At 60.3% G+C, this 19,498-nt stretch carries 17 protein-coding genes and 1 pseudogene; 5 read left to right on the top strand and 13 right to left on the bottom strand.

Going from position 1 to position 19,498, the window contains the following annotated elements:
- Window positions 1-62: 62 nt before the first annotated feature.
- The gene (locus DWV00_RS00570; RefSeq protein ID WP_115531603.1) at window positions 63-950 is read left to right on the top strand and encodes a LysR family transcriptional regulator; all 888 of its coding nucleotides are present in this window, start codon (window positions 63-65) and stop codon (window positions 948-950) included.
- A gap of 69 nt (window positions 951-1,019) precedes the next feature.
- On the opposite strand, the gene DWV00_RS00575 is transcribed toward DWV00_RS00570, so the two are convergent.
- The 10 genes from DWV00_RS00575 to DWV00_RS00620 all read right to left on the bottom strand — a co-directional run bounded on the left by DWV00_RS00575 (window position 1,020) and on the right by DWV00_RS00620 (window position 11,959).
- Window positions 1,020-1,904, bottom strand: a complete 885-nt coding sequence (locus tag DWV00_RS00575; protein ID WP_115531604.1) for a LysR family transcriptional regulator — start codon at window positions 1,902-1,904, stop codon at window positions 1,020-1,022.
- 189 nt (window positions 1,905-2,093) lie between these two features.
- Entirely contained in the window at window positions 2,094-3,119 is a 1,026-nt protein-coding gene (locus tag DWV00_RS00580) for an ABC transporter permease (protein ID WP_115531605.1), read from the bottom strand.
- 64 nt (window positions 3,120-3,183) lie between these two features.
- The gene (locus DWV00_RS00585; protein WP_115531606.1) at window positions 3,184-4,764 is read right to left on the bottom strand and encodes a sugar ABC transporter ATP-binding protein; all 1,581 of its coding nucleotides are present in this window, start codon (window positions 4,762-4,764) and stop codon (window positions 3,184-3,186) included.
- Window positions 4,765-4,806: 42 nt separating this feature from the next.
- A complete protein-coding gene (locus DWV00_RS00590; RefSeq protein WP_245964709.1) occupies window positions 4,807-6,003 on the bottom strand; it encodes an NAD(P)/FAD-dependent oxidoreductase in 1,197 nt (398 codons plus the stop codon).
- Between the two features lie 10 nt (window positions 6,004-6,013).
- The gene (locus tag DWV00_RS00595; protein ID WP_115532187.1) at window positions 6,014-6,325 is read right to left on the bottom strand and encodes a MocE family 2Fe-2S type ferredoxin; all 312 of its coding nucleotides are present in this window, start codon (window positions 6,323-6,325) and stop codon (window positions 6,014-6,016) included.
- A gap of 99 nt (window positions 6,326-6,424) precedes the next feature.
- Entirely contained in the window at window positions 6,425-7,339 is a 915-nt protein-coding gene (locus DWV00_RS00600; RefSeq protein ID WP_245964659.1) for a sterol desaturase family protein, read from the bottom strand.
- 174 nt (window positions 7,340-7,513) lie between these two features.
- The gene (locus DWV00_RS00605; protein WP_115532188.1) at window positions 7,514-8,449 is read right to left on the bottom strand and encodes a sugar ABC transporter substrate-binding protein; all 936 of its coding nucleotides are present in this window, start codon (window positions 8,447-8,449) and stop codon (window positions 7,514-7,516) included.
- 396 nt (window positions 8,450-8,845) lie between these two features.
- Complete coding sequence (locus DWV00_RS00610) at window positions 8,846-9,901, bottom strand: LacI family DNA-binding transcriptional regulator (protein WP_245964660.1); 1,056 nt, start codon at window positions 9,899-9,901, stop codon at window positions 8,846-8,848.
- A gap of 49 nt (window positions 9,902-9,950) precedes the next feature.
- Window positions 9,951-10,811 (bottom strand): sugar phosphate isomerase/epimerase family protein, encoded by an 861-nt coding sequence (locus DWV00_RS00615; RefSeq protein ID WP_115531609.1) that lies wholly within the window; start codon window positions 10,809-10,811, stop codon window positions 9,951-9,953.
- Between the two features lie 134 nt (window positions 10,812-10,945).
- Window positions 10,946-11,959 (bottom strand): AraC family transcriptional regulator, encoded by a 1,014-nt coding sequence (locus DWV00_RS00620; RefSeq protein ID WP_115531610.1) that lies wholly within the window; start codon window positions 11,957-11,959, stop codon window positions 10,946-10,948.
- Between the two features lie 172 nt (window positions 11,960-12,131).
- On the opposite strand from DWV00_RS00620, the gene DWV00_RS00625 reads away from it, so the two are divergent.
- The 4 genes and pseudogenes from DWV00_RS00625 to DWV00_RS00640 all read left to right on the top strand — a co-directional run.
- On the top strand, window positions 12,132-12,665 hold the full coding sequence (locus tag DWV00_RS00625; protein WP_115531611.1) for a 2,4'-dihydroxyacetophenone dioxygenase family protein: 534 nt from the start codon (window positions 12,132-12,134) through the stop codon (window positions 12,663-12,665).
- Window positions 12,666-12,720: 55 nt separating this feature from the next.
- The gene (locus DWV00_RS00630) at window positions 12,721-13,743 is read left to right on the top strand and encodes an aromatic ring-hydroxylating oxygenase subunit alpha (protein ID WP_245964710.1); all 1,023 of its coding nucleotides are present in this window, start codon (window positions 12,721-12,723) and stop codon (window positions 13,741-13,743) included.
- Window positions 13,740-14,822, top strand: coding sequence for a porin (locus DWV00_RS00635; protein ID WP_115531613.1), 1,083 nt, complete (start codon window positions 13,740-13,742; stop codon window positions 14,820-14,822). Before DWV00_RS00630 ends, DWV00_RS00635 begins: the two co-directional genes overlap by 4 nt.
- 17 nt (window positions 14,823-14,839) lie before the next feature.
- Window positions 14,840-15,200 (top strand): annotated as a pseudogene (locus tag DWV00_RS00640) (ferredoxin reductase); the annotation flags it as partial.
- A 19-nt stretch (window positions 15,201-15,219) separates the two neighbouring features.
- Here the strand turns inward: DWV00_RS00640 and DWV00_RS00645 are convergent.
- The 3 genes from DWV00_RS00645 to DWV00_RS00655 all read right to left on the bottom strand — a co-directional run bounded on the left by DWV00_RS00645 (window position 15,220) and on the right by DWV00_RS00655 (window position 19,459).
- Window positions 15,220-16,719, bottom strand: coding sequence for an aldehyde dehydrogenase family protein (locus tag DWV00_RS00645; RefSeq protein WP_115531614.1), 1,500 nt, complete (start codon window positions 16,717-16,719; stop codon window positions 15,220-15,222).
- Window positions 16,720-16,751: 32 nt separating this feature from the next.
- Window positions 16,752-18,335 carry a GMC family oxidoreductase gene (locus DWV00_RS00650; RefSeq protein WP_115531615.1) on the bottom strand — a complete coding sequence of 528 codons (1,584 nt, stop codon included), beginning with the start codon at window positions 18,333-18,335 and terminating at the stop codon, window positions 16,752-16,754.
- 140 nt (window positions 18,336-18,475) lie between these two features.
- The gene (locus tag DWV00_RS00655) at window positions 18,476-19,459 is read right to left on the bottom strand and encodes a helix-turn-helix domain-containing protein (RefSeq protein WP_115531616.1); all 984 of its coding nucleotides are present in this window, start codon (window positions 19,457-19,459) and stop codon (window positions 18,476-18,478) included.
- Window positions 19,460-19,498 lie beyond the last annotated feature (39 nt).

Raw genomic sequence — 19,498 nt, forward strand, 5'->3', positions numbered from 1 at the left:
CGCACCGAACTGCCTACAATTAGGTAATTTAGACGGACACTTATTCCAACTCGCGAACAATCATGGATCTGCTTGAAAGTCTCCGGGCGTTGGTGCTAGTCGCTCAATACGAAAGCTTCTCGATCGCCGCGCGCAGAGTCGGCACGTCGCCTTCTGTGATGATCAAACGTGTGAACGCAGCCGAGTGGCACCTCAAGACACAGGCGCTGAAGCGGACTACCCGCAGTGTGGCGTTGACCGATGCCGGTCAGCGAATCGTGCCGAGCCTGCAGACACTGGTGCACGATTTCGACGAATTGATGGCGTCCCTCCGCCAGGAAAGTCCGGCAACCACGGGAACCATTCGGGTCATGGTGTCGCCCGGACTTTCGGCTTCCGGTTTAGGTGCGAGGCTAGGCTCCTTTTTGAGGGAACATGTCGGCTTGCGCATCGAAGTTGTACTTCTGGAACGGGCGGTGAATCCGGCCGTGGAGGGGTTCGACATCGCCATCGATGTCCGGTCGCTGGCGTACCCGCACGTCACGGAAATACCCATGTTCGTTTGCCGCTTCGTGCTGTGTGCGGCACCGGCCTATTTGGCCCGGAAAGAGGCGCCGTTGCATCCGCGTGAATTGCAAAGACATCAGACGCTGGTGCTGGAATCGGTCGGGAAAAAGTGGGCATTTCGTGGCCATGACCGCACGCTGACTGTCGACGTAGCTCCACGACTGGTCACAGGAGATGCGCAAAGCGTCCTCGATGCGGTGATGAATGGCTGGGGAATCGCCCTATTGCCGGAATATCTTGTCGAGCAAGCGCTCACGGCGGGTACGCTCGAACCGCTGATGAAGGAATACACACCGGTCGAGACTTGGGTTACGGCACTCGTACCCGACGCCAAAATGGGCGTCCCGCGGATTCACAGCCTGATCGACTGGCTGAAAGCGACACCTACCGGCGACGGCCATTGAGCCGGGCGCGGGACACAGGAGGACGTACGATCACGTCCTAGCCCTACCGCCCGATCGCGAGCCGATTCATCAACCGATGTCCGCCAACTCTTCCTTCAAGACGTCGAGCAATGCGCGCAACGCAAGATCCGAAGCACGATGCTTGGGAATAACGGCTCTAATCTCGCCGGGAGGTACGGTCCAATCCGCCAATACTCGCACGAGTTCGCCCGTCTTCAGCGCATCGCCGGCAACGTAATCGGGCATCAGCGTCAAGCCGTTTCCTTGCAGTGCGGCAGTCCGGAGCAGGAGCCAGTTATTCGAAGTAAATTTCGGACGCAAAGCTAGACGGACCACCGTCCCCTCCTTCTCGAAGACCCATTCGGATTGGGTCGGGAAAAAAGTCATGCAGTCGTGATCCGACAGCGCGCGAGGATGGGCCGGTACGCCTTTATGTGAAAGATACTCGGGCGAGGCGCACACCACTCTGCGCAGCGGGCAAAGCACCTCTTCGACGGCGCCTCCAGGATGAAGTTGAACGACGCCTATTGCCAGATCGTAGCCATCCTCTATGGGACTGATGTAACGATCGATCAACGCGATCTCCAGGTCGATCTTCGGATACATCTGTTGAAATCGGCCGAATGCGGGCCTAAGCCGGATCGTCGCAAGCGCGGTGGGCACCTTCACCCGAAGACGCCCCTCGATATCTTCGGGCCGGGCCGACGGACCGCCGATGAGCTCGTCTAATTCTCGAAGCAGTTGCCTGGCCTGCTCGAGATGATCGGCACCCAGCGATGTCGTCGCGACCGACCGGGTGGTGCGGTTGAACAACGGCGCCCCGATAGCCGCTTCGAGTTCGTTGATCCGTTTCGTGATTACCGATGGGACAACGGCCAGCTCGCGCGCGGCAGCGGAAAACGAGCCGTGCTCGGCGGTCGCGACAAAGGCTCGCAAGCTGAGTATCTGATCCATGTCCGTTTCACGTCATGCGAAGGAATTGCGCGTCATGCGGGGCCAAGTGAAACGTTAGCGGTCGGAGTATAGCCTTCCCGGCGATCCATGCTTTTTTTGGCCTCGCCGCTCGCGCCGACTACTCCGCGGCATATCGATGGTATTCGGCATAGGCCCCGAGTACTCGCATTCAGGACGACGCGCAACTCTTCACCGACGCTTCTTCCGATTCCGGTACTGGTCGGCCACCACAGCGGCGACGATGATCGCCCCCTTCACCATCTCCTGGTAGTACGCATCGATATGCAGGAACGTGAAGCCCGACGTCATCACGCCGAGAATGAGCACGCCGATCACCGTCCCGGTGATACGCCCCATCCCGCCGTTCAGCGATGTACCACCGATCACGACTGCCGCGATCGCGTCGAGTTCGTACATCATGCCCATGCCGGACTGGCCGGAGATCGCGCGCGCCGCCGTCACGGTCCCTGCAATGCCGGAAAGCGCACCGGCAATCGCATAAATCCAAATCAAATGGCGCGTGACGTTGATACCGGACACGACAGCGGCCTGGCGATTCGCGCCGATCGCGTAAGTCACTTTGCCGAAACGCGTATAGCGCAGCACGACGTGAAACAGCACGGCGATCGCAAGGAAAATTAAAACCGGATTGATGCCCGCGCCGATCGCGGCGAATCGATCGGTCAGCATCGACACAGGCATGCCGTTCGTGAACCACTTCGCGAAGCCGCGCGCGGCGACCATCGTGCCGAGCGTCGCGATGAACGGCGGAATGCCGGTCCAGGAGATCAGCGTGCCGTTGAGCAGGCCCACCAGCAAGCCGGTGACCACACCCGCGAGCACCGGCCAGAGAACCGGCAGATCCGTCAAGTGCGGAAACACGGCGCCGGCATAGTCCGATACCTGGGCGAGGCTGGCCGACACAACGGCCGCCGCCGCCACGACCGATCCGGGCGACAAGTCGATGCCGCTCGTGATGATCACGAGATTCGCGCCGACCGCGATGATGCCGATCACCGCCATCTGCAAAATGATGATTTCCAACCGCTGCGCGTTGAAAATGAAACTCTGCCCGACGACGATCCAGCCCAAGGCCTCAAAGACCAAGCTGATGCCGACGAGAACCAGAAGTATGCTCAATTCCGGCGGCCACCGAAAGCGCCGCGACTTGACTGGCAGGACTTGCGCGTTCGCAGCCGAATTCAAATTGCTCATAATGGTGTCTCCAAACGTTTTTTTCGCTCGAGGATAAGGATGGGGATTAGGATCAGCGTCCGCATCAGCGCGAAGCCAGATCCATGATGCGAACCTGATCGGCGTCCTTACGCTCGACGATCCCGGTCATCCGTCCTTCATGCATGACCATCACCCGGTCGCTCATCCCCAGCACCTCCGGCATCTCGGACGAAATCATCAGCACCGCGACGCCTTGCCCGGCGAGTTTCGTCACCAGACGGTGAATTTCGGCTTTCGCGCCTACGTCGATACCGCGCGTCGGCTCGTCGAGAATCAGAATCCGAGGCTTCGTCAAAAGCCAGCGGCCGATCAGCACCTTCTGCTGGTTGCCGCCCGACAAGTTCTGGATCTCCTCGTGCAAACCCGGCGCCTTCACGCGCAACATGCGGCTCATCTCCTCGCAATCGCGCTTGAGCGCCGCCTGCTGGATGAAGTTGAACTTCACGTAGCGCGTCTTGAGCACAGCGGCTTCCATGTTCGACAGCAGATCGAGGTTCAGGAAGCAGCCGGTGTCTTTACGATCCTCGGTCAGGAAGGCCATCCCGAGCTTCATCGCTCTTGCGGGCGTATCGATCTTCACCGGTTGTCCGTCGAGACGAATCTCACCGGAGGTCGCCGGCACTACGCCGAACAGCGCTTCCGCGACGTTGGAGCGCCCGGAGCCGACAAGCCCGGCGACACCGAGAATCTCTCCCGCACGCAATTCGAAACTCACGTCGCGGAACACGCCATCTAGCGTTAGGTTCTTGACCGACAGCACGACATCGCCGATCGGCACCTCCTCCTTGGGAAACATCTGCGTGATCTCGCGCCCCACCATCATTCGGATGATGTCCTCGCGCGTGACGTCGCTCGATGCGTGAGTCCCGATGTACTTGCCGTCGCGAAACACCGAGAATTCGTCGGCGATCTCGAACAGCTCATTCATTTTGTGCGTGATGTAGACGATGCCTTTCCCTTGCTCACGCAGTTGACGGATGATCCGGAACAGATGCACGACTTCGCTTTCCGTCAGCGCGGACGTTGGCTCGTCCATGATCAGCACGTCGGAATCGAACGAGACGGCTTTCGCGATCTCGACCATCTGGCGGCTCGCGACGCTGAGCGTACGCACCTCGACTTCGGGATCGATGTCGATCGACAAACGGTCGAAGAGATCCTGCGTACGCTGCCGCAATTGAGCATGGTCGACGAAGCCGAAGCGGTTTTGCGGCTCCCGGCGTATCCAGATGTTTTCCGCCACCGTCATGTACGGCATCAGATTCAATTCCTGATGAATCATCGCGATGCCGCGGTTGAGCGCGTCGAGCGGACCTTGCAGTTTGACCGGCTCGCCTTTCAAGCGGATCTCGCCCTTGTCCGGCATATAAATGCCGGCGATGATCTTCATCAGCGTCGACTTGCCGGCGCCGTTCTCGCCCATCAACGCATGCACGGTGCCGCGCCGCACGCGAAACTCGACGCCGTCCAGTGCGACGACGCCCGGAAAGGATTTGCCCACGCCCCGGACTTCGAGCAGACAATCGTGTTGGTGTTCGCGCTCGCTCTCGTGCTCGAGCGTTGCGGCCAACTCGAACGGAGCCGCGGAACCGGATGCGGTCGGAGCCATCTTGGCAGTCAACATATACGCTCCTTCAAGGGGATTCGTAGTCGGCGTTCGCCGCGGTCATGCGCGAAGCAGGCTTTTCAGATTGATTGCAGGATCCTGCAACGACGCCGGCGATGGGCTTGCGCGCCGAGCGATCAACATCTCGGCCAGTTTGATTTCCTTGGCAATGCCATTGCCTTTGCCCAAGCCGCTTGCCGATGCGAGATGGCCGTCGTCGCCGAACTGAAACAGGACGTGCGCGTCGTCCGACAGGCGGCGCTCGATGCTGGGCCGCACCGGATCGGGGATTCCCGCGATCTGCAGGCCGAGGTCGTACTGATCGGACCAGAACCAAGGCACCGCATCGAACGACGTCGCTTCGCCCAACATGCTCTTAGCCGCGTGCTCGCCTTGGTCTCGCGCATTGCGCCAGCTTTCGAGCCGTACGGGAACGCCGTTCGAGTGCCGGCACGGCGCGCGGGCGCAGTCACCGGCGGCGAACAGATTCGAGTCCGACGTCGTCAATTGCGTATCGACGACAATGCCGTTGTCGACAACGAGCCCCTCCCGCTCCGCCAAGGCGGTCTCCGGGATGACGCCGATCGCGGCCACAACGACGTCCGCTTGGATGACCGTTCCATCCGACAGAACGACTGCCTGGTCGTCGACCGACGATACGCCCGTGCCGAACACGAACCGCACGCCTTCCTGACGATGCCGCGCGAGCAATCGCTCCGCGAGCATGGCAGGCACTGCACGTCCGAGTGGACGCGGACCGGCTTCGATCACGGTCACGTCGATCTCCGCAGTACGCAGCGTCGCGGCCAGCTCCATGCCGATCAAACCCGCACCCACCACCGCGACGTGACGGACGCCCGCGATAGCGCCGTACAAGCGCTGCGCATCAATCAGCGTGCGAAACGACAAGGCGCGCTCGCCGCCTGGGCAACTGAGCGGCCGTGCACGCGCGCCGGTGGCGAACAGCAGCTTCTCGAACGCCATGTCGCGGCCGTCGCTCAAATAGGCGCGTTTGCTCACGCGGTCCAGCGACTTCACTTCGACGCCTGCTAGGTAGTCGATTTGCGCATCGCGAAGGCTCGCTTCGTCGCAAACGGGACGATGACAAACACCCGTCTCCGTGGGCTTGGATAGCGGCGGGCGTTCGTACGGCATGCCCGGTTCGTTGCCGATCAAAACGATACGGCCACTCCAACCCGACTCGCGCAGTGCAAATGCGGCCCGCGCCCCGCACTCGCCCGCACCGATGATGACCATGGCGTTCACGTCACACCTCGACGAGAACGCGGCCGTCTTCGAATTTCGCCGGATAGGTCTTCAGGTTCCGGCAAGCGGGCGCACGCACGGCCTCGCCCGACCGATAGTCGAACTCGCCGCTGTGCTTCGGGCACTCGATCACGTAGTCCATGACCAAACCGTCCGCCAAATGCACGGACTCGTGCGTGCAGAGGCCATCCGTGCAGAAGTATTCATCGGCGGGGCTGCGGAAGATCGCAAACGTTCTACCCGCGTGATCGAACCGAATCACCCCTTCCGCTTCGATATCCTCCGCCGCGCAGGCATTGACCCATTGAGCCATGATGATTGCTCCTTGTCTCCGAAATTCGCCCAGTGCATGCTTCATGCGCTTCATGCACCGAGAGGTTTGTCAAATGAACACGCTGCGCGCAGCCAGCACTCAACCGACGTTCAGGCGGGCCTTCTTCTTGGCAAAGCGTTCTTGCATCCGGCGATCGCCTTCGGACGAGCCGTCGTGCCAAGTGCCGAACCACTTGTCGAGCGGGAAGAATCCGTTGTCGCAGTAGTTCACCTCGAAATATTTGTGATGCAGGTAGTGCGCATAAGCGTGACTCGGTTGGGCAACGTCGCCTGTCACCTCGAGCCGGTCGAATCCGATATGACCGACCACGGCGCCGAAGGCAGCCAAGTGGAAGAAATAAACGGCAATGAACGGATGCGACGGGACGGCCAGGACCCAAAAAGCAACGCCAAAATAAAGCGTGGACTCGACCGGATGCATCGACATCGACGACCACGGCGACGGATTGACCGAGTTGTGGTGCACCGAATGCACCCACTTATAAAGCGGCCCCCAGTGGATCGCGCGATGGATGAAGAAGAAATGCACCTCGTGCGCGATCGGAGCGAGCAGCGTCAGCACGATCAGGTAGACCGGGTGAGCTTGCCAGGTGACCATCGGTGTCAGCCCGTTCGCGAAAGCCCAGAGCAGACCCACCTCGATGGCGGTGCCGATCGGTATCGACACGAAGAAGCTGCGAAGGAAGTTGTCGATATTCTGGCTGCGGAACAAGAACACGTCCGACGGCTGTTCGGCCGGAAATTTGCCGTTGTATTTGAACCGCCGCTCTTGCACTCGCGCCCGGTAGTAGCGCAGTTCGATGAATCCGTAAAACAGGAAATTACCGATCCAATTTGCCGCCAGAAGCTTGAGGATCCATGCCCAGCCGATCGTCTTCATCGTGGCCATGTCCGGCACGACGAAGTACCACCAAAGCACCGTCGTGGCCATGATGAACAGATTCCACGGCCAAACATAGCCAACGACGTAGTCGAACATCTTCGGGAGGCTCACCGGCCATTTCCAGAATGGCGCGACATCCAAGTCTTGCGCAGGCGCCCAATCCCCACGTTTATTGCGCGTACCAAACTTCAGATCGTCCATAGTCTCCACTCTTCGTTCAGCGCCCTCGAGTCGCACGATCGGCAGCGGCCGGTTCGCCGCCACCGATTCGGCACGCCGATGGCCTCAGTTGCGTCCGGCGAACTGCTGCCGATTCGCCGGCGTGACCAGTTGGAACGGCAGGTAGGTCACGGACGGCACGTTTTCACCGTGGGCCAGGCTCAAAGCGGCATCGATCGCGCCTTTCCCTTGTCCACTTGCATCCTGGAACACCGTTGCTTTCAGCTCCCCCGCCTTCATCGCGGCCAGCGCGTCGCTGGTCGCATCGATCCCGGCTACCACGGTGCCGTTCAGGCGCTTCGCCGCCTTGAGTGCTTGAATGGCACCCAAGGCCATTTCGTCGTTATTGGCGACGACCGCATTGAATTGCGTGCCGCTGCTGAGCCAGTTCGTCATCAAGTCCTGCGCAGCCGTTCTCGACCACTTCGCACTTTGCTTGTCGACCACCTTGATGCCTTGACACGCCGGTGTCTTGGTCACGTCTTCAGCGCTTTGCGTCCGCTCGCGCGTGGCTTCATGGGACAGGTCCCCCATCAAGATCACAACGTCCCCCTTGCCTCCCAGCAGACGACACACTTCGCTCATCTCCAGCTTTCCGGCTTCGGATTCCTTCGAGCCGACGAACGTCACCTTCGGCGGCAGCGTGGGGTCGGCCGGTTTCAGATTCACGTAGACGAGCGGAATGCCGGCGGCCGTCGCCATCTTGGTGATCTTCGGACTCACGTCGGTATCGACGAGAGCGACCACGATCGCGTCCACCTTTTGTGCAATGAAGTTTTGAATCTGAGAAATCTGGCGCCCGATGTCTTGCTGAGCGTCCTCGAATTCGACGTTGGCCCCCTTCGCCGCGCCCTCCTGTTTCATGCTGTTGCGCAATAGCGCCGCGAACGTGTCGTTGAATCGATTCATCGTCACGCCGATCGTCGCCGCCGAAGCGGATATTGCAGTTGCCGACAAAGACACCAAAGCAAGCGAACAAGCAAGTTTCGTCAGGCGTTTCATCAAAGTCTCCTTGATATATATAAATCGAGCGACGATCGAATAAAACGTGGCCGTGCTCGTCCAGCCCACGCCGGTATCGGTAGGGTTCAACGTTCACAACGGAAAAATCGAAAAATGCGACCTGTTATGCGGTGAATTAAAAATCCACACATCGATCATTCGTTCGCAAGAAAGCCAATATCCAATTTCACAATTACTCGGATTTACTGCGGTGCTTTCAACCTCGAATACGATGTCCTAGTGCGTTTGATACTAGTTGATCGAATTCACTCGCTCAAACGAATTTCTGAAGAGAATTCCTCAAAAGAGCGGCACTCAAGGGTTTTTGCCTAGTCGGCAAGCCGACAAGCCAGCAAGCGGAGTTCGCCCACCCCGGCCCGCACCTGGCCCGGGGCGTCATACGGGCGGAAGATTCTCCTGCAGGTAGATCGAGATCGGTGTTTGCAGAGGCAGCTCCGAGGCCGTGCCTCGGTTGTAATGGTTGAGGATGACCTCGACGGCTCTGACAGCCTCCACAAAAGGGCTCTGGTCGATCACGGCATCCATCACACCTTCCACGAGCAGCGACCTGCTGATGTCGCTGAGTTCATGGCCGATAAAGATCGTGGAGTGTTCCCGCTTCATGGCCCTCAGGGCCCGTGCAATGCCATCGTCCCCAACCGAAATGCTATAGATTCCCCGCAGGTCGGGGAAACGACCGAAGGCCTCGCGCACGAGCGTCTCGCTGGATCCCGCATCCTCATGATTCTCCACGGTCGCCACGACCTCGCAGGCGGGGAAGCGGCGACGCAGCACGGAGCGAAAAGCCCCGTCCCGCTCTTCGTGCCCAAGATAGGTTCGCAATCCGGCGATGACGATCGCTTGGCCGCCTTCGCGGCCGAGAAACCGGCCCATCAGTTCACCCGCGATACGCCCGGCACATCGGTTGTCGATCCCGACGTAGGCCAGCCGCCCGGTGTCGGGCAGATCGCTCGCCACCGTGACTACGGGGATTCGATTGGCGATTCGCGCAATGGCGTCGACGACCCGAGGATGCTCGTAGGCCACGACGATCAACGCATCGGCTTTTTCCGAAGCGCGTTGGATGACCGAGGTCAGCGAGCGCGGATCCAGATCTTCGAAGAACGTCAGGTGGCAGGTTACGCGGTGCGTCTCGAACGTTTTCTGCGCGAGTTCGAAGCCTTGTCGCAACGCAATGTAGTACGGGGCGCTGGTGTTTTGCGTCACGATCGCAATCCGTAACCATCGCACGGACAACTCGTCGAGTACGCGATTGATCTTCAGCTTGCGCGCCCATTCGAGGACACGAGCCTCCTTCTCGCGAGACACGCCGCCGCGCCCGTTCAGCACGCGCTCGACGGTGGAATAGCTGACTCCGGAAGCGCTGGCCACGTCTTCCATCGTCGGTTTTCTTCTGTCGTTCATGGTCACCCCCGAGTTTTCCAGCTTCATCCCCGCGCGCTCGGAATGAGTCATCCGGCTGACGTGGAAGCGCTACGCGTTACTCATTGTTCGTTACTCGTTGGTCGTCAGTCGTTTCGTGCCATAGCTGCCTTGCCCAATCTCGCAACATCAACGATTCCGCCCAGCGGTCGGTCGTATCGTTACCGTCGCGGCCGACGATGGCATACGGCTTCGGCCCAAGTTCGCAGACGAAAGCCAGCGAGTCGTTTTCTCCCGCACGTTTCCGCCACGAGGCAAAACCGTATCGCCACCAGTCGAGAAACAGATCGACCCACATTCGATGCGGTTCGAACGATAACTCGATTTGCACCTGCTCGCGGCTTGCGACTCGGCCATGGAACGCCCAAGAGTTGTCGAGGACGCGATGCATCAGCGCATGGTTCTCCGCCGAAACGGGCCAGGCGAACTCTCGTCCGACCAAATAATGCGACACGTCGCCGAGCAGTTTCAGGTTGGGCCGCGCATCGAGCAGGTCGAGCGTGAAATAAAGATCGGTGGTCATCCGGTCTCGATGGGTTTCGAGGTACACGGGGAAATCCACTTGCTCGATCAGCCGCTGCCAGCCGTCAAGCAACTCGACGCATTCCTTGACGGTTCGAGGGCGAACATCCGCCTGAATATCGAGGTGATGAAGCCCGAACTCCGTGGCGTTCTCCAGCACGGGTTTGAGATCGTCTACCGTGCGGGGAAAACACTGCCCCTCCGCATCGAGCCCGAACTGCGACCGCAATTGAGCCAGTCTCCGCACATCCTGCCTGTTCGTGTAATGCGCGCTGACGCCGTCGAAGCCCGCAGCCGCGATCATTTGCACGTTCTCTTCTAGCGAACGCTCCCAGCCGTCCGTATGCCGGCGCTCCATCGACCACAACGACTGGAACACAACCAGGCTTTGACCCATCGCGTCTCCTCGATCACGTCTAGTTTTGACGTCTCGAATGTAGTTGACGGAAGTCGGCCACTCAAACGGTATCTTGAGGAAAAATCCTCAAATTCCAGGCCAGCTAGGGTATGCCTCGATAGGCGGGGCAAGGATCACGACACCACTCGGGTCCTTGCAGCCTTCCTGATGTCGGAAGGCCTCATGCCGTAGCGCTCGACCATCGTGCGCGTGAAATGCGCCGGACTCGCGTATCCGCAGCGAAATGAAATTTCGGAAATCGTCAAATGGGACATCGCGCCGTCCCTCAAATCGCGCCATGCCTTCTCGGCACGTTTTTCCCAAATGTAATCCGAAACGGAGCCGCCCTCAGCACCGAACAACCGGTTCAAGTGACGAGAAGACAACCCCAACTTTTCGGCAACGGATGTTGGATTCAGGTCCGCGCAAGACAAATTTTGCGCAATGTATCGCTTGGCGTCGATCAAGTAGAAGATCGACCGATTCAAATTCGATCGCCCCCCCGTCTCGGAGGCAATGATCGACCTCAAAACAAAGTTCGTTTGATCCGAAAACGATGAAACGAACTCGGGCGTCGGCGCACGCAACACTCTCGAGCAGCTCCTAGACAGCTCTGCGCGCACCGCGAAGTCAAGCGCTCCGCTTGGCGCCAGCTTCAGGGGAAGCGCGTCGGGATCGACGCCCCATCTCCGATCCGCCAAATCCACGGGCAGATCGATCAGAAACTGATGCATAGGGGTTGCAAAGCCATAGGTGAAAGGCTTGCCGGCGTCGTACACAATGGCATCCCCCGCTTCCAGCTGAAACACCTTCCCCTTTTGAATGAAATACGCGCTGCCGCTGATCAAATGACATAGAAACACGGAGCCCTTTGGAAATCTTTCGACGCATTCGTGATTCCGTTCGACGCAGTGAACGCTCCCTTCGATCTCGAAGACTTTGAGTTCGCCGAGCGCACAGCCCGCGAGCCGAGCGGCGAAATCGCCGTCGAGCGACGCGGACGTGCGCAGTCCGATCAACTCCTCCGAACTGTAGCTATCCCAAAACGCCAGACGATCAGACGAGTCGACGCTTTCGGTCGATGCCCGAATGATCGCAGGAATCGTGCTCCCGCCCATGGTTGTCTCCCATCCTCGCCTTCGTTTCATTGACGACGGCGCACTGTTGTCCTTGCATGGCAAGTTACCACGCTAAAGCAAGCGCGGGTAGCGGCCGCGCGAGCGCCATGTCCATTTAAGTCAAAACGCTCGTCCAGTTGAGTCAACCGTTCATTGCGACTCGCACAGTACAGTTGACGCAAGCATTCACTGGAGAGAGACGATGGTCGAAAAGGCGAAAAGCGAGTTCTGGAAAGATATCGAACCGATTAAGAACGTATTTAAACCCCACGCTTTACCCGAGGCGTACATCCACGATGCGCCATCGGACGATTTGCGATTGTATGTGCCGATCACCGAAACGGTCTCCTCGCGCCCCCTTTGGATTTCGCCGAACGAGAACAAATGGTGCGACATCCTGATGGCCAAGGAAGCCGGCCTCGTTAATCGGCACTATCACCCGCACGAAGTGTTCGCGTACACCATCTCGGGCAAATGGGGATACCTCGAACACGACTGGACGGCGACCAAGGGCGATTTTGTCTACGAGACGCCCGGAGAAGGGCACACGCTCGTTGCCTTCGAGGACGCCGAGCCGATGCGCGTCTTCTTTATCGTTCACGGCCCGCTGATCTGGCTGGACGCCGATGGAAAGTCGAACGGCTACTTCGACGTGCACGACTACATCGCAATGGCCGAGGCGCACTACGAAGCAGTTGGACTGGGCGCCGATCGGATCAAGGCACTGATGCGATAGCAGGCCGACGGCAATTCAATCCAATAAATTCCAGGAGACAGCGATGCCCTTTCTGATGAACACGTGGTACGTCGCGGCAAGCGCCGATGAGATCAAGAACGAGCTTTTCTCGAGAACGATATGCGGACGGTCGGTCTTGCTATTCAGGAAAGAGAACGGCGATTGCGTCGCCTCTTCGAATCGCTGCCCACATCGATTCGCCCCCTTGGACAAAGGCAGACTGGTCGGCGACGGCGTCGTCGAATGTCCTTATCACGGGCTGCAATTCGACGTGCAGTCCGGCAACTGCGTTCACAACCCCCACGGAGACGGGAAGATTTCCAAGGCGGCCTGTGTGGCGACCTACCCCATCGAGGAACGTCACGGCCTTGTCTGGGTGTGGCTCGGCGAGCCCGAAGCAGCCGACACCGACAAGATCCCCGACTTTCACTTCCTCACCGATACCAAGTTTCGTACGTTGAGCGGCTTGATTGGCGTCCGCGCGAACTACGAACTGATCGTCGACAATCTCATGGACCTGTCGCACGTCGAATACCTGCACGCGGGCGGGCTCGGAAGCGAGGCAATCAAGCGAGGCGAGACGGAAGTCATTCAAAACACCAACACCGTCCATTCGAACCGCTGGTGTCCCGACGGAATGGCGCCGCCCGTCTGGGATGCGCTGTTCGACAACTACGGAAAGCCCGTGGACCATTGGCTGGACATGCGATGGGATCCTCCCGCTCTGCTTTGCCTCGATGTCGGCGTGACCCCGGTGGGGGCGCCGCGCGCCGACGGCGTCTCGGGATACTTCTGTCACTTTCTTACCCCCGAAACCGAAACGACGACGCACTACTTCTGGACGGCGAGCCGGACATTCAAAATCCACGACACCGCGCTGGATTCGAACCTTTCGACGGCGATCCATCAGGCATTCGTCGAGGAAGACGTTCCGATGATCGAAGGCGTGCAAACGATGATGGGTGGGATCCCGTTCGACAAAATGAATCCTGTCTTGTTGCAGCCGGATGCGGGGGCGCTACGTTCGCGACGCGTGCTGAAACAGTTGATCGAGGCCGAGTGCGCGGGTGAGCGATGAAAAAGCGTTTCTATTGGATGGGGGCGCTAGCCGTCATTGCGCCTGTCGGAAGCAGCTTCGCGCAGAGCAGCGTCACGTTGAGCGGGCTGATCGATGCCGGCGTGTCCTACGTCAGCAACGAAGGCGGGAGCCGCAACATCAAATTCGACGACGGCATCTTCGTACCGAATTTATTGACGTTGAGCGGGAAAGAGGATCTGGGCGGCGGCACGCGCGCGGTTTTCAACCTAACGAATCAGTTCGAGCTTGGAAGCGGTTCGTTCGTGCCAGGGCAGAGCCTCTTCGGTAGAACGGCCTATGTCGGTCTCGACGACGATCGGCTCGGCCGCCTTACGTTGGGAAATCAATACGATTTCATGCCCGACGCGTTGTTCGGCGGACTCGACGACGCCGCGATCTACTCCGCGGGTCTTTATCAATTCCGGAACGGGCCGTTCGACAAGCTCGCCCTACCCAACAATCCAACCGGGGCATTCGATTGGGATCGCTTGGCGGGCGAGCGCATTGCGAATTCGGTCAAGTATGTAAGTCCAGTCTTTCATGGATTCTCGGGTGGCCTGATGTACGGCTTCGGAAATGTTGCCGGCTCCGTCGGCACCGGCAACGCGTCGAGCTTCAGCATCAACTATTCGAATGGCGCGTTCGGTGCAAACGCGGCCTATACGCTCGAGAAAAGCGTAACGCCAACCGGACAGGTCAGCGTCCGCAACTGGGGGGCGGGTTCGCACTATACCGTAGGCCCCGTAACGGGCACCGCGCTATTCACGACCGTTCGAAACAACACGAATGGCGCCGCGGTCTGGCAAGCGGAAGTCGGCGGCCTCTGGATGATCGACAGCTTCTGGTGGCTCAGCGGCGCGTACAGCTACATGAAGGGAAATGCTTCCGTCGACGACAATCATGCACACCAGCTGAGCGCGATGCTGGAGTACTTGTTGTCCAAGCGCACCGGCGTTTACGCGGCGGTTGTCTACCAACGAGCCAGTCGAGGCGGCAATGCACAGATCAACGGCGACCTCGTGCCATCCAGCACGCCAACGCAAGCGATCGCGCGCATCGGACTGACGACGCGGTTCTGATATTCCTGGAAGTCTTCATGAACACCACGACATTGACCGTAAAGGTCTCACGCAAATGGGTCGAAGCACGCGACATTTGCGGCATCGAGTTCAAGAGCGAAGATGGCTCTCTGCTGCCGAATTTCAGTGCCGGCTCCCACATCGACGTTCATTTGCCCGGGGGGGCTGGTCAGGCAATATTCGTTGTGCAACGGTCCCGCCGCACGCGACAGTTATCAGATCGCCGTCTTGCGCGACGCATCCGGCAGAGGCGGATCGAGAGCGATTCATGACGCGGTTCAGCAGGGAGACGTCGTGCGAATCAGCCCACCGAAGAATCATTTCCCGATCGCACCCGACGCTCGACATCATCTGCTGCTGGCAGGCGGAATCGGCCTCGCGGCCGATGTAAAAAACCTCAGTGCGCGATACAAATGGACTTGAGTTCCGTGAAACCTTCCACAGCATGACGTCCGAACTCGCGCCCGACCCCCGACTGTTTATAGCCGCCGAACGGCAGGTTCGGGTCGACCGGCACATGACTGTTGACCCAAACCGTGCCGGCCTGGATACGCGGCACCGCATTCATCGCCATCGACAAATCATTGGTCCAGACGCTCGCCGCGAGACCGTACGGCGTATCGTTCGCGAGTTCGATCGCGGTGTCGATGTCGTCGAACGGGATCGCCACGAGTACGGGGCCGAAGATTTCCTCGCGAATCAGCGCGGATTCGGGCGATGGGGCAACGAACAACGCGGGTTCGATAAAGTAGCCCGGTCTATCGGGAATATTTCCGCCGAGGATCAACTCGGCGCCCTGCCGCTGTCCGCCCGCAATGGATTGCGACACGGCTCGCCGATGCCGCTCGGACACCAGCGGATTGACCTGTGCCGCGAGATCCATCCCAGGCCCCAGTCTCAATTGCCTCATCGCTGCCTCCACGCCATCCACCACGGCATCGAATCGCCCGCGCTGGATGTACAGACGCGACGCAGCCGCGCACACCTGGCCTTGATTCAGGAACGCGCCCATCATCGCCCCCTCGATGGTCTTGTCGAGGTCGGCATCGTCCAGCACGATCATCGGATTCTTGCCGCCAAGCTCGAGCGTGACGCGCGTCATGTTGTCCATTGCCGCGTGCCCGACCTGTTTGCCGACCGCAGTCGACCCCGTGAACGACACCTTGCCGACCAGGGGCGAGCCGACCAGCGCCTGCCCCACCGCCGGACCGGAACCGGTCACAACGTTGAATACGCCCGGCGGAACGCCGGCCTCGAGCGCGAGTTCGGCAAGCCGCAGCGCAGTGAGGGGCGTCTCCGGGGCGGGCTTGAGCACGATCGTGCAACCGGCCGCCAGGGCTGGCATGACCTTCCAAACCGCGATCATCAAGGGGAAATTCCAAGGGACGATCGCGGCGACGACTCCGATCGGCTCGCGGCGCGTATAGGCGGTATAGCGCGCGCCAGGGGGGACCGGAATGGAGACATCGAGCGTTTCGCCGGTGAGCTTGGTCGACCAACCCGCCATATAGCGCGCGTACTCGATCGATGCCCCCACTTCGATCGCACGCGAGAGATGAATCGACTTGCCTTGGTTCAGGGTCTCGAGTTGCGCAAGCGCTTCGGCATGCTGCTCGATGAGCGCCACCAGACGCAGCAAAATTCGCTCGCGGTCGGCCGGCCGCAGTCCCGACCACACCCCGGACGCAAATGCCCGGTGCGCGCTCAGTACTGCCCGCTCGGCGTCGTTCGCGTCGCCATCCGCCACCTGCGACAATACGTTGCCGGTAGCCGGATCGAACACGTCGAAATAGCGCCCCGCTTGCGGGGCAACACGATTGCCGTCGATGAACATGCCGTGGCGGCGTTGAAGGAAATCGTCGACTTCCGGCAGTACGGATACGAAATCTTGCGACATCGTGCTCCCCTTCTCGTTCAGCAGTTAAATGGTTAAGCGGACAGCGCGAAATCCGCGCAGCGTTCCGCAATCATGATGGTCGGCGCGTTGGTATTGCCCGAGACGATTCTCGGCATGACCGACGCGTCGCATATGCGCAAGCCGTCCACACCGTTCACGCGCAGCGTCGGCGAGACGACCGCATTCGAGTCGTTGCCCATCCGGCAGGTGCCGGCAGGGTGGTAAACCGTCTTCGCGTGACTGCGGACGTACTCGGCCAACGCCTCCCGCGAAACCTCGATCTCGCGCGATGGCGCGATCTCTTCGCTGACCACATGCGCGAGAGAAGGCTCACGCAAGATGCGGCGCGCGAGCTTTACCCCTCGCGCGAGGACCTCGACGTCGGACGGATCGGCAAGCGCACCGCTGTCGAATAGGATCGGCGCGGCGGGATCGGGCTCGCGCAGCCGGACCGACCCGCGCGAGTTCGGCCGCAGGATGCACGGGTTGATCGAGATTCCGTGTCCGGGCAGCGGTTCGCGATCGACGTCGCCCACTAGCGTCGGCAGCACATGGAATTGGATGTCCGGGCGATCGCCGCCCGTGGTGTCGACGAATCCACCCGATTCGACCACGTTCGACGTGAGCAACCCCGAGCGAAATAACTTCCACTGCACGCCATGGCGAAGCGCCTTCAAGCCCCGGTCATTGCCGAGCAGGCTAATCGGCTCCTTCGCACGGCCATAGATCGACACTTCGAGGTGATCCTGATAGTTTTGGCCGACTTCGGGACTGTCGTGCAAGACTGAAATGCCGTGCGCTCGCAGATGCTCGCCAGGACCGATGCCCGACAGCATCAACAGCTTCGGTGTCGACAGGGCACCCGCCGCGAGAATCACCTCCGCGCGTGCGGACGCCGCGCCGGTTTCGCCGCTTTGCGCGCGCCACTGCACGCCGCTTGCTCGCTGCCCGTCGAACAGCACGCGCGTGACACGCTGTCCGGTCCGCACCGTCAGATTCGATGCGCCCTTGACCTCGGCCAGATAGGTCGCGGCCGTGCTGCCTCTTTGTCCGTCGAACGTCGTCGTATGATAAAACCCACACCCGCCTTGGCTCTGCCCGTTGAAATCGTCGTTGTAGGCCAACCCCGCTTCCTGCGCGGCGCGCACGAAAGCGAGACTAAGCGGATGCCGGTAGCGCGTGTCGCTCACCTTCAGCGGTCCCCGCGTGCCATGAAACGGCTCGGACAATCGCATATGGTTCTCGGCGCGTTTGAAGACGGGCAGCACTTCGTTCCAGCCCCAACCCGCGCAGCCGAGCGCGGCCCAGTCGTCGTAGTCGCGTGATGTGCCGCGGATGTACACCATTGCGTTGACCGAACTGCCGCCGCCGAGCGTCCGCCCTTGCGGCACGAAAGTCGGCCGGCCAGCCGCGGCGGCCTGCGGTTCGCTCTTGAAAACGGTCGTGCGCTCGGTACCCAGCACACGAATGAACGTCGCCGGCATGTGGATGTAGATGCTGTCGTCCGGCGGACCATCCTCGAGCAGCAGCACGCTCTTGCCGGCTTTGATTAGGCGATGCGTGATGACACAGCCCGACGACCCGCCGCCGACGACGATGTAGTCGTACGTCTCCATTCTGTTCGTTCTCCTCGTGGCAAGGCAGCACGATCGTCGTGCTGCCCTGATCGAGCAGAATAGCGATGGGTCGACTGGGAGATTTGACTAGTCGGGACGCCGGCGTTGACTACGATTGCCGTTCGCTGCGGGCGGTTGCGTCAGTTGTGCGGAAAACCGCCGGCGTCCAAGGCCTCGATACGTGCCTGCGTCGGCGTTACACCGTAGCGGGCGCGATAGCTGCGGCTAAAGTGCGCGCTATTGTTGAAGCCCCAGCGGAACGCGATCTCGCTGACGGAGAGATGCTTCAGCGACGGGTTGCGCAGATCGGCGCGGCATCGCTCCAAGCGCCGCGCCCAGATGAAGCGCGTGATCGGTACGCCTTCGATTTCGAACACGCGAGCCAGTTGCCGCGGCGAGAGCTTCATCGCCCGGCTGATCGAATCGCAGTCGAGCGCTTCGTCGCTCAAATGCTCGTCGATAAACGCCTTGGCTCGCTGCAGCGTATGAATCGTCGACCTCGATGCCGGCGTGTCGCCGTCGCGAATCAGCAACGCCGATTGCAATAGTTCGAGCACGCGCGCCGCCTGATCTTCGCGTTCGTGCGACGAAACGGACGGCCTGAGCAGCAGCTTGCGAATCTCCTTCACGGCCCAACCCGTCACACCATCCGCATGATCGATCTTGATCAGATCTCGATAGCGCCATGGGCGCACGCGCGTTTCGAATATGTGACGAGGAATATCGAGCACGGTCATCGACATGTCCCCCGGGAAGCCGTGGCCATAGGGACTCGCCGTATCGTAGATCACGACGTCGCCGGGTTTGTGCATCACACAATCCACGCCCTGGAACGTATAGCCGTTTCCCTCGGTCATGACGCAAACGAATACAGCATCGCGCTGGTCAGCCCGGATGCTGTGCGATGAGCGCACGATCGCGTGCCGGCTCGCCGCAATCTCGCACGCGTTGAACAGCGAGAAGCCGCGCTTGGTCAGACTCGCGTCGATGCCGTCGAGCGCCGAGCCGTTGCACTCGAGATGGACGAGCGCGCGCGCCACGCCGTCGATCCAGAAGTCGACGCGCTCATCGCAATGCAGCGTGTGGGTGGAAATCGTGATGTCTTGTTGACCGACTGCCGACATGGCCGTGACTCCGAGCATTCAATTACGGCACGGCGAGCT

Source organism: Trinickia dinghuensis, from assembly GCF_003367175.1.
GTDB classification, from domain to species: Bacteria; Pseudomonadota; Gammaproteobacteria; order Burkholderiales; family Burkholderiaceae; genus Trinickia; species Trinickia dinghuensis.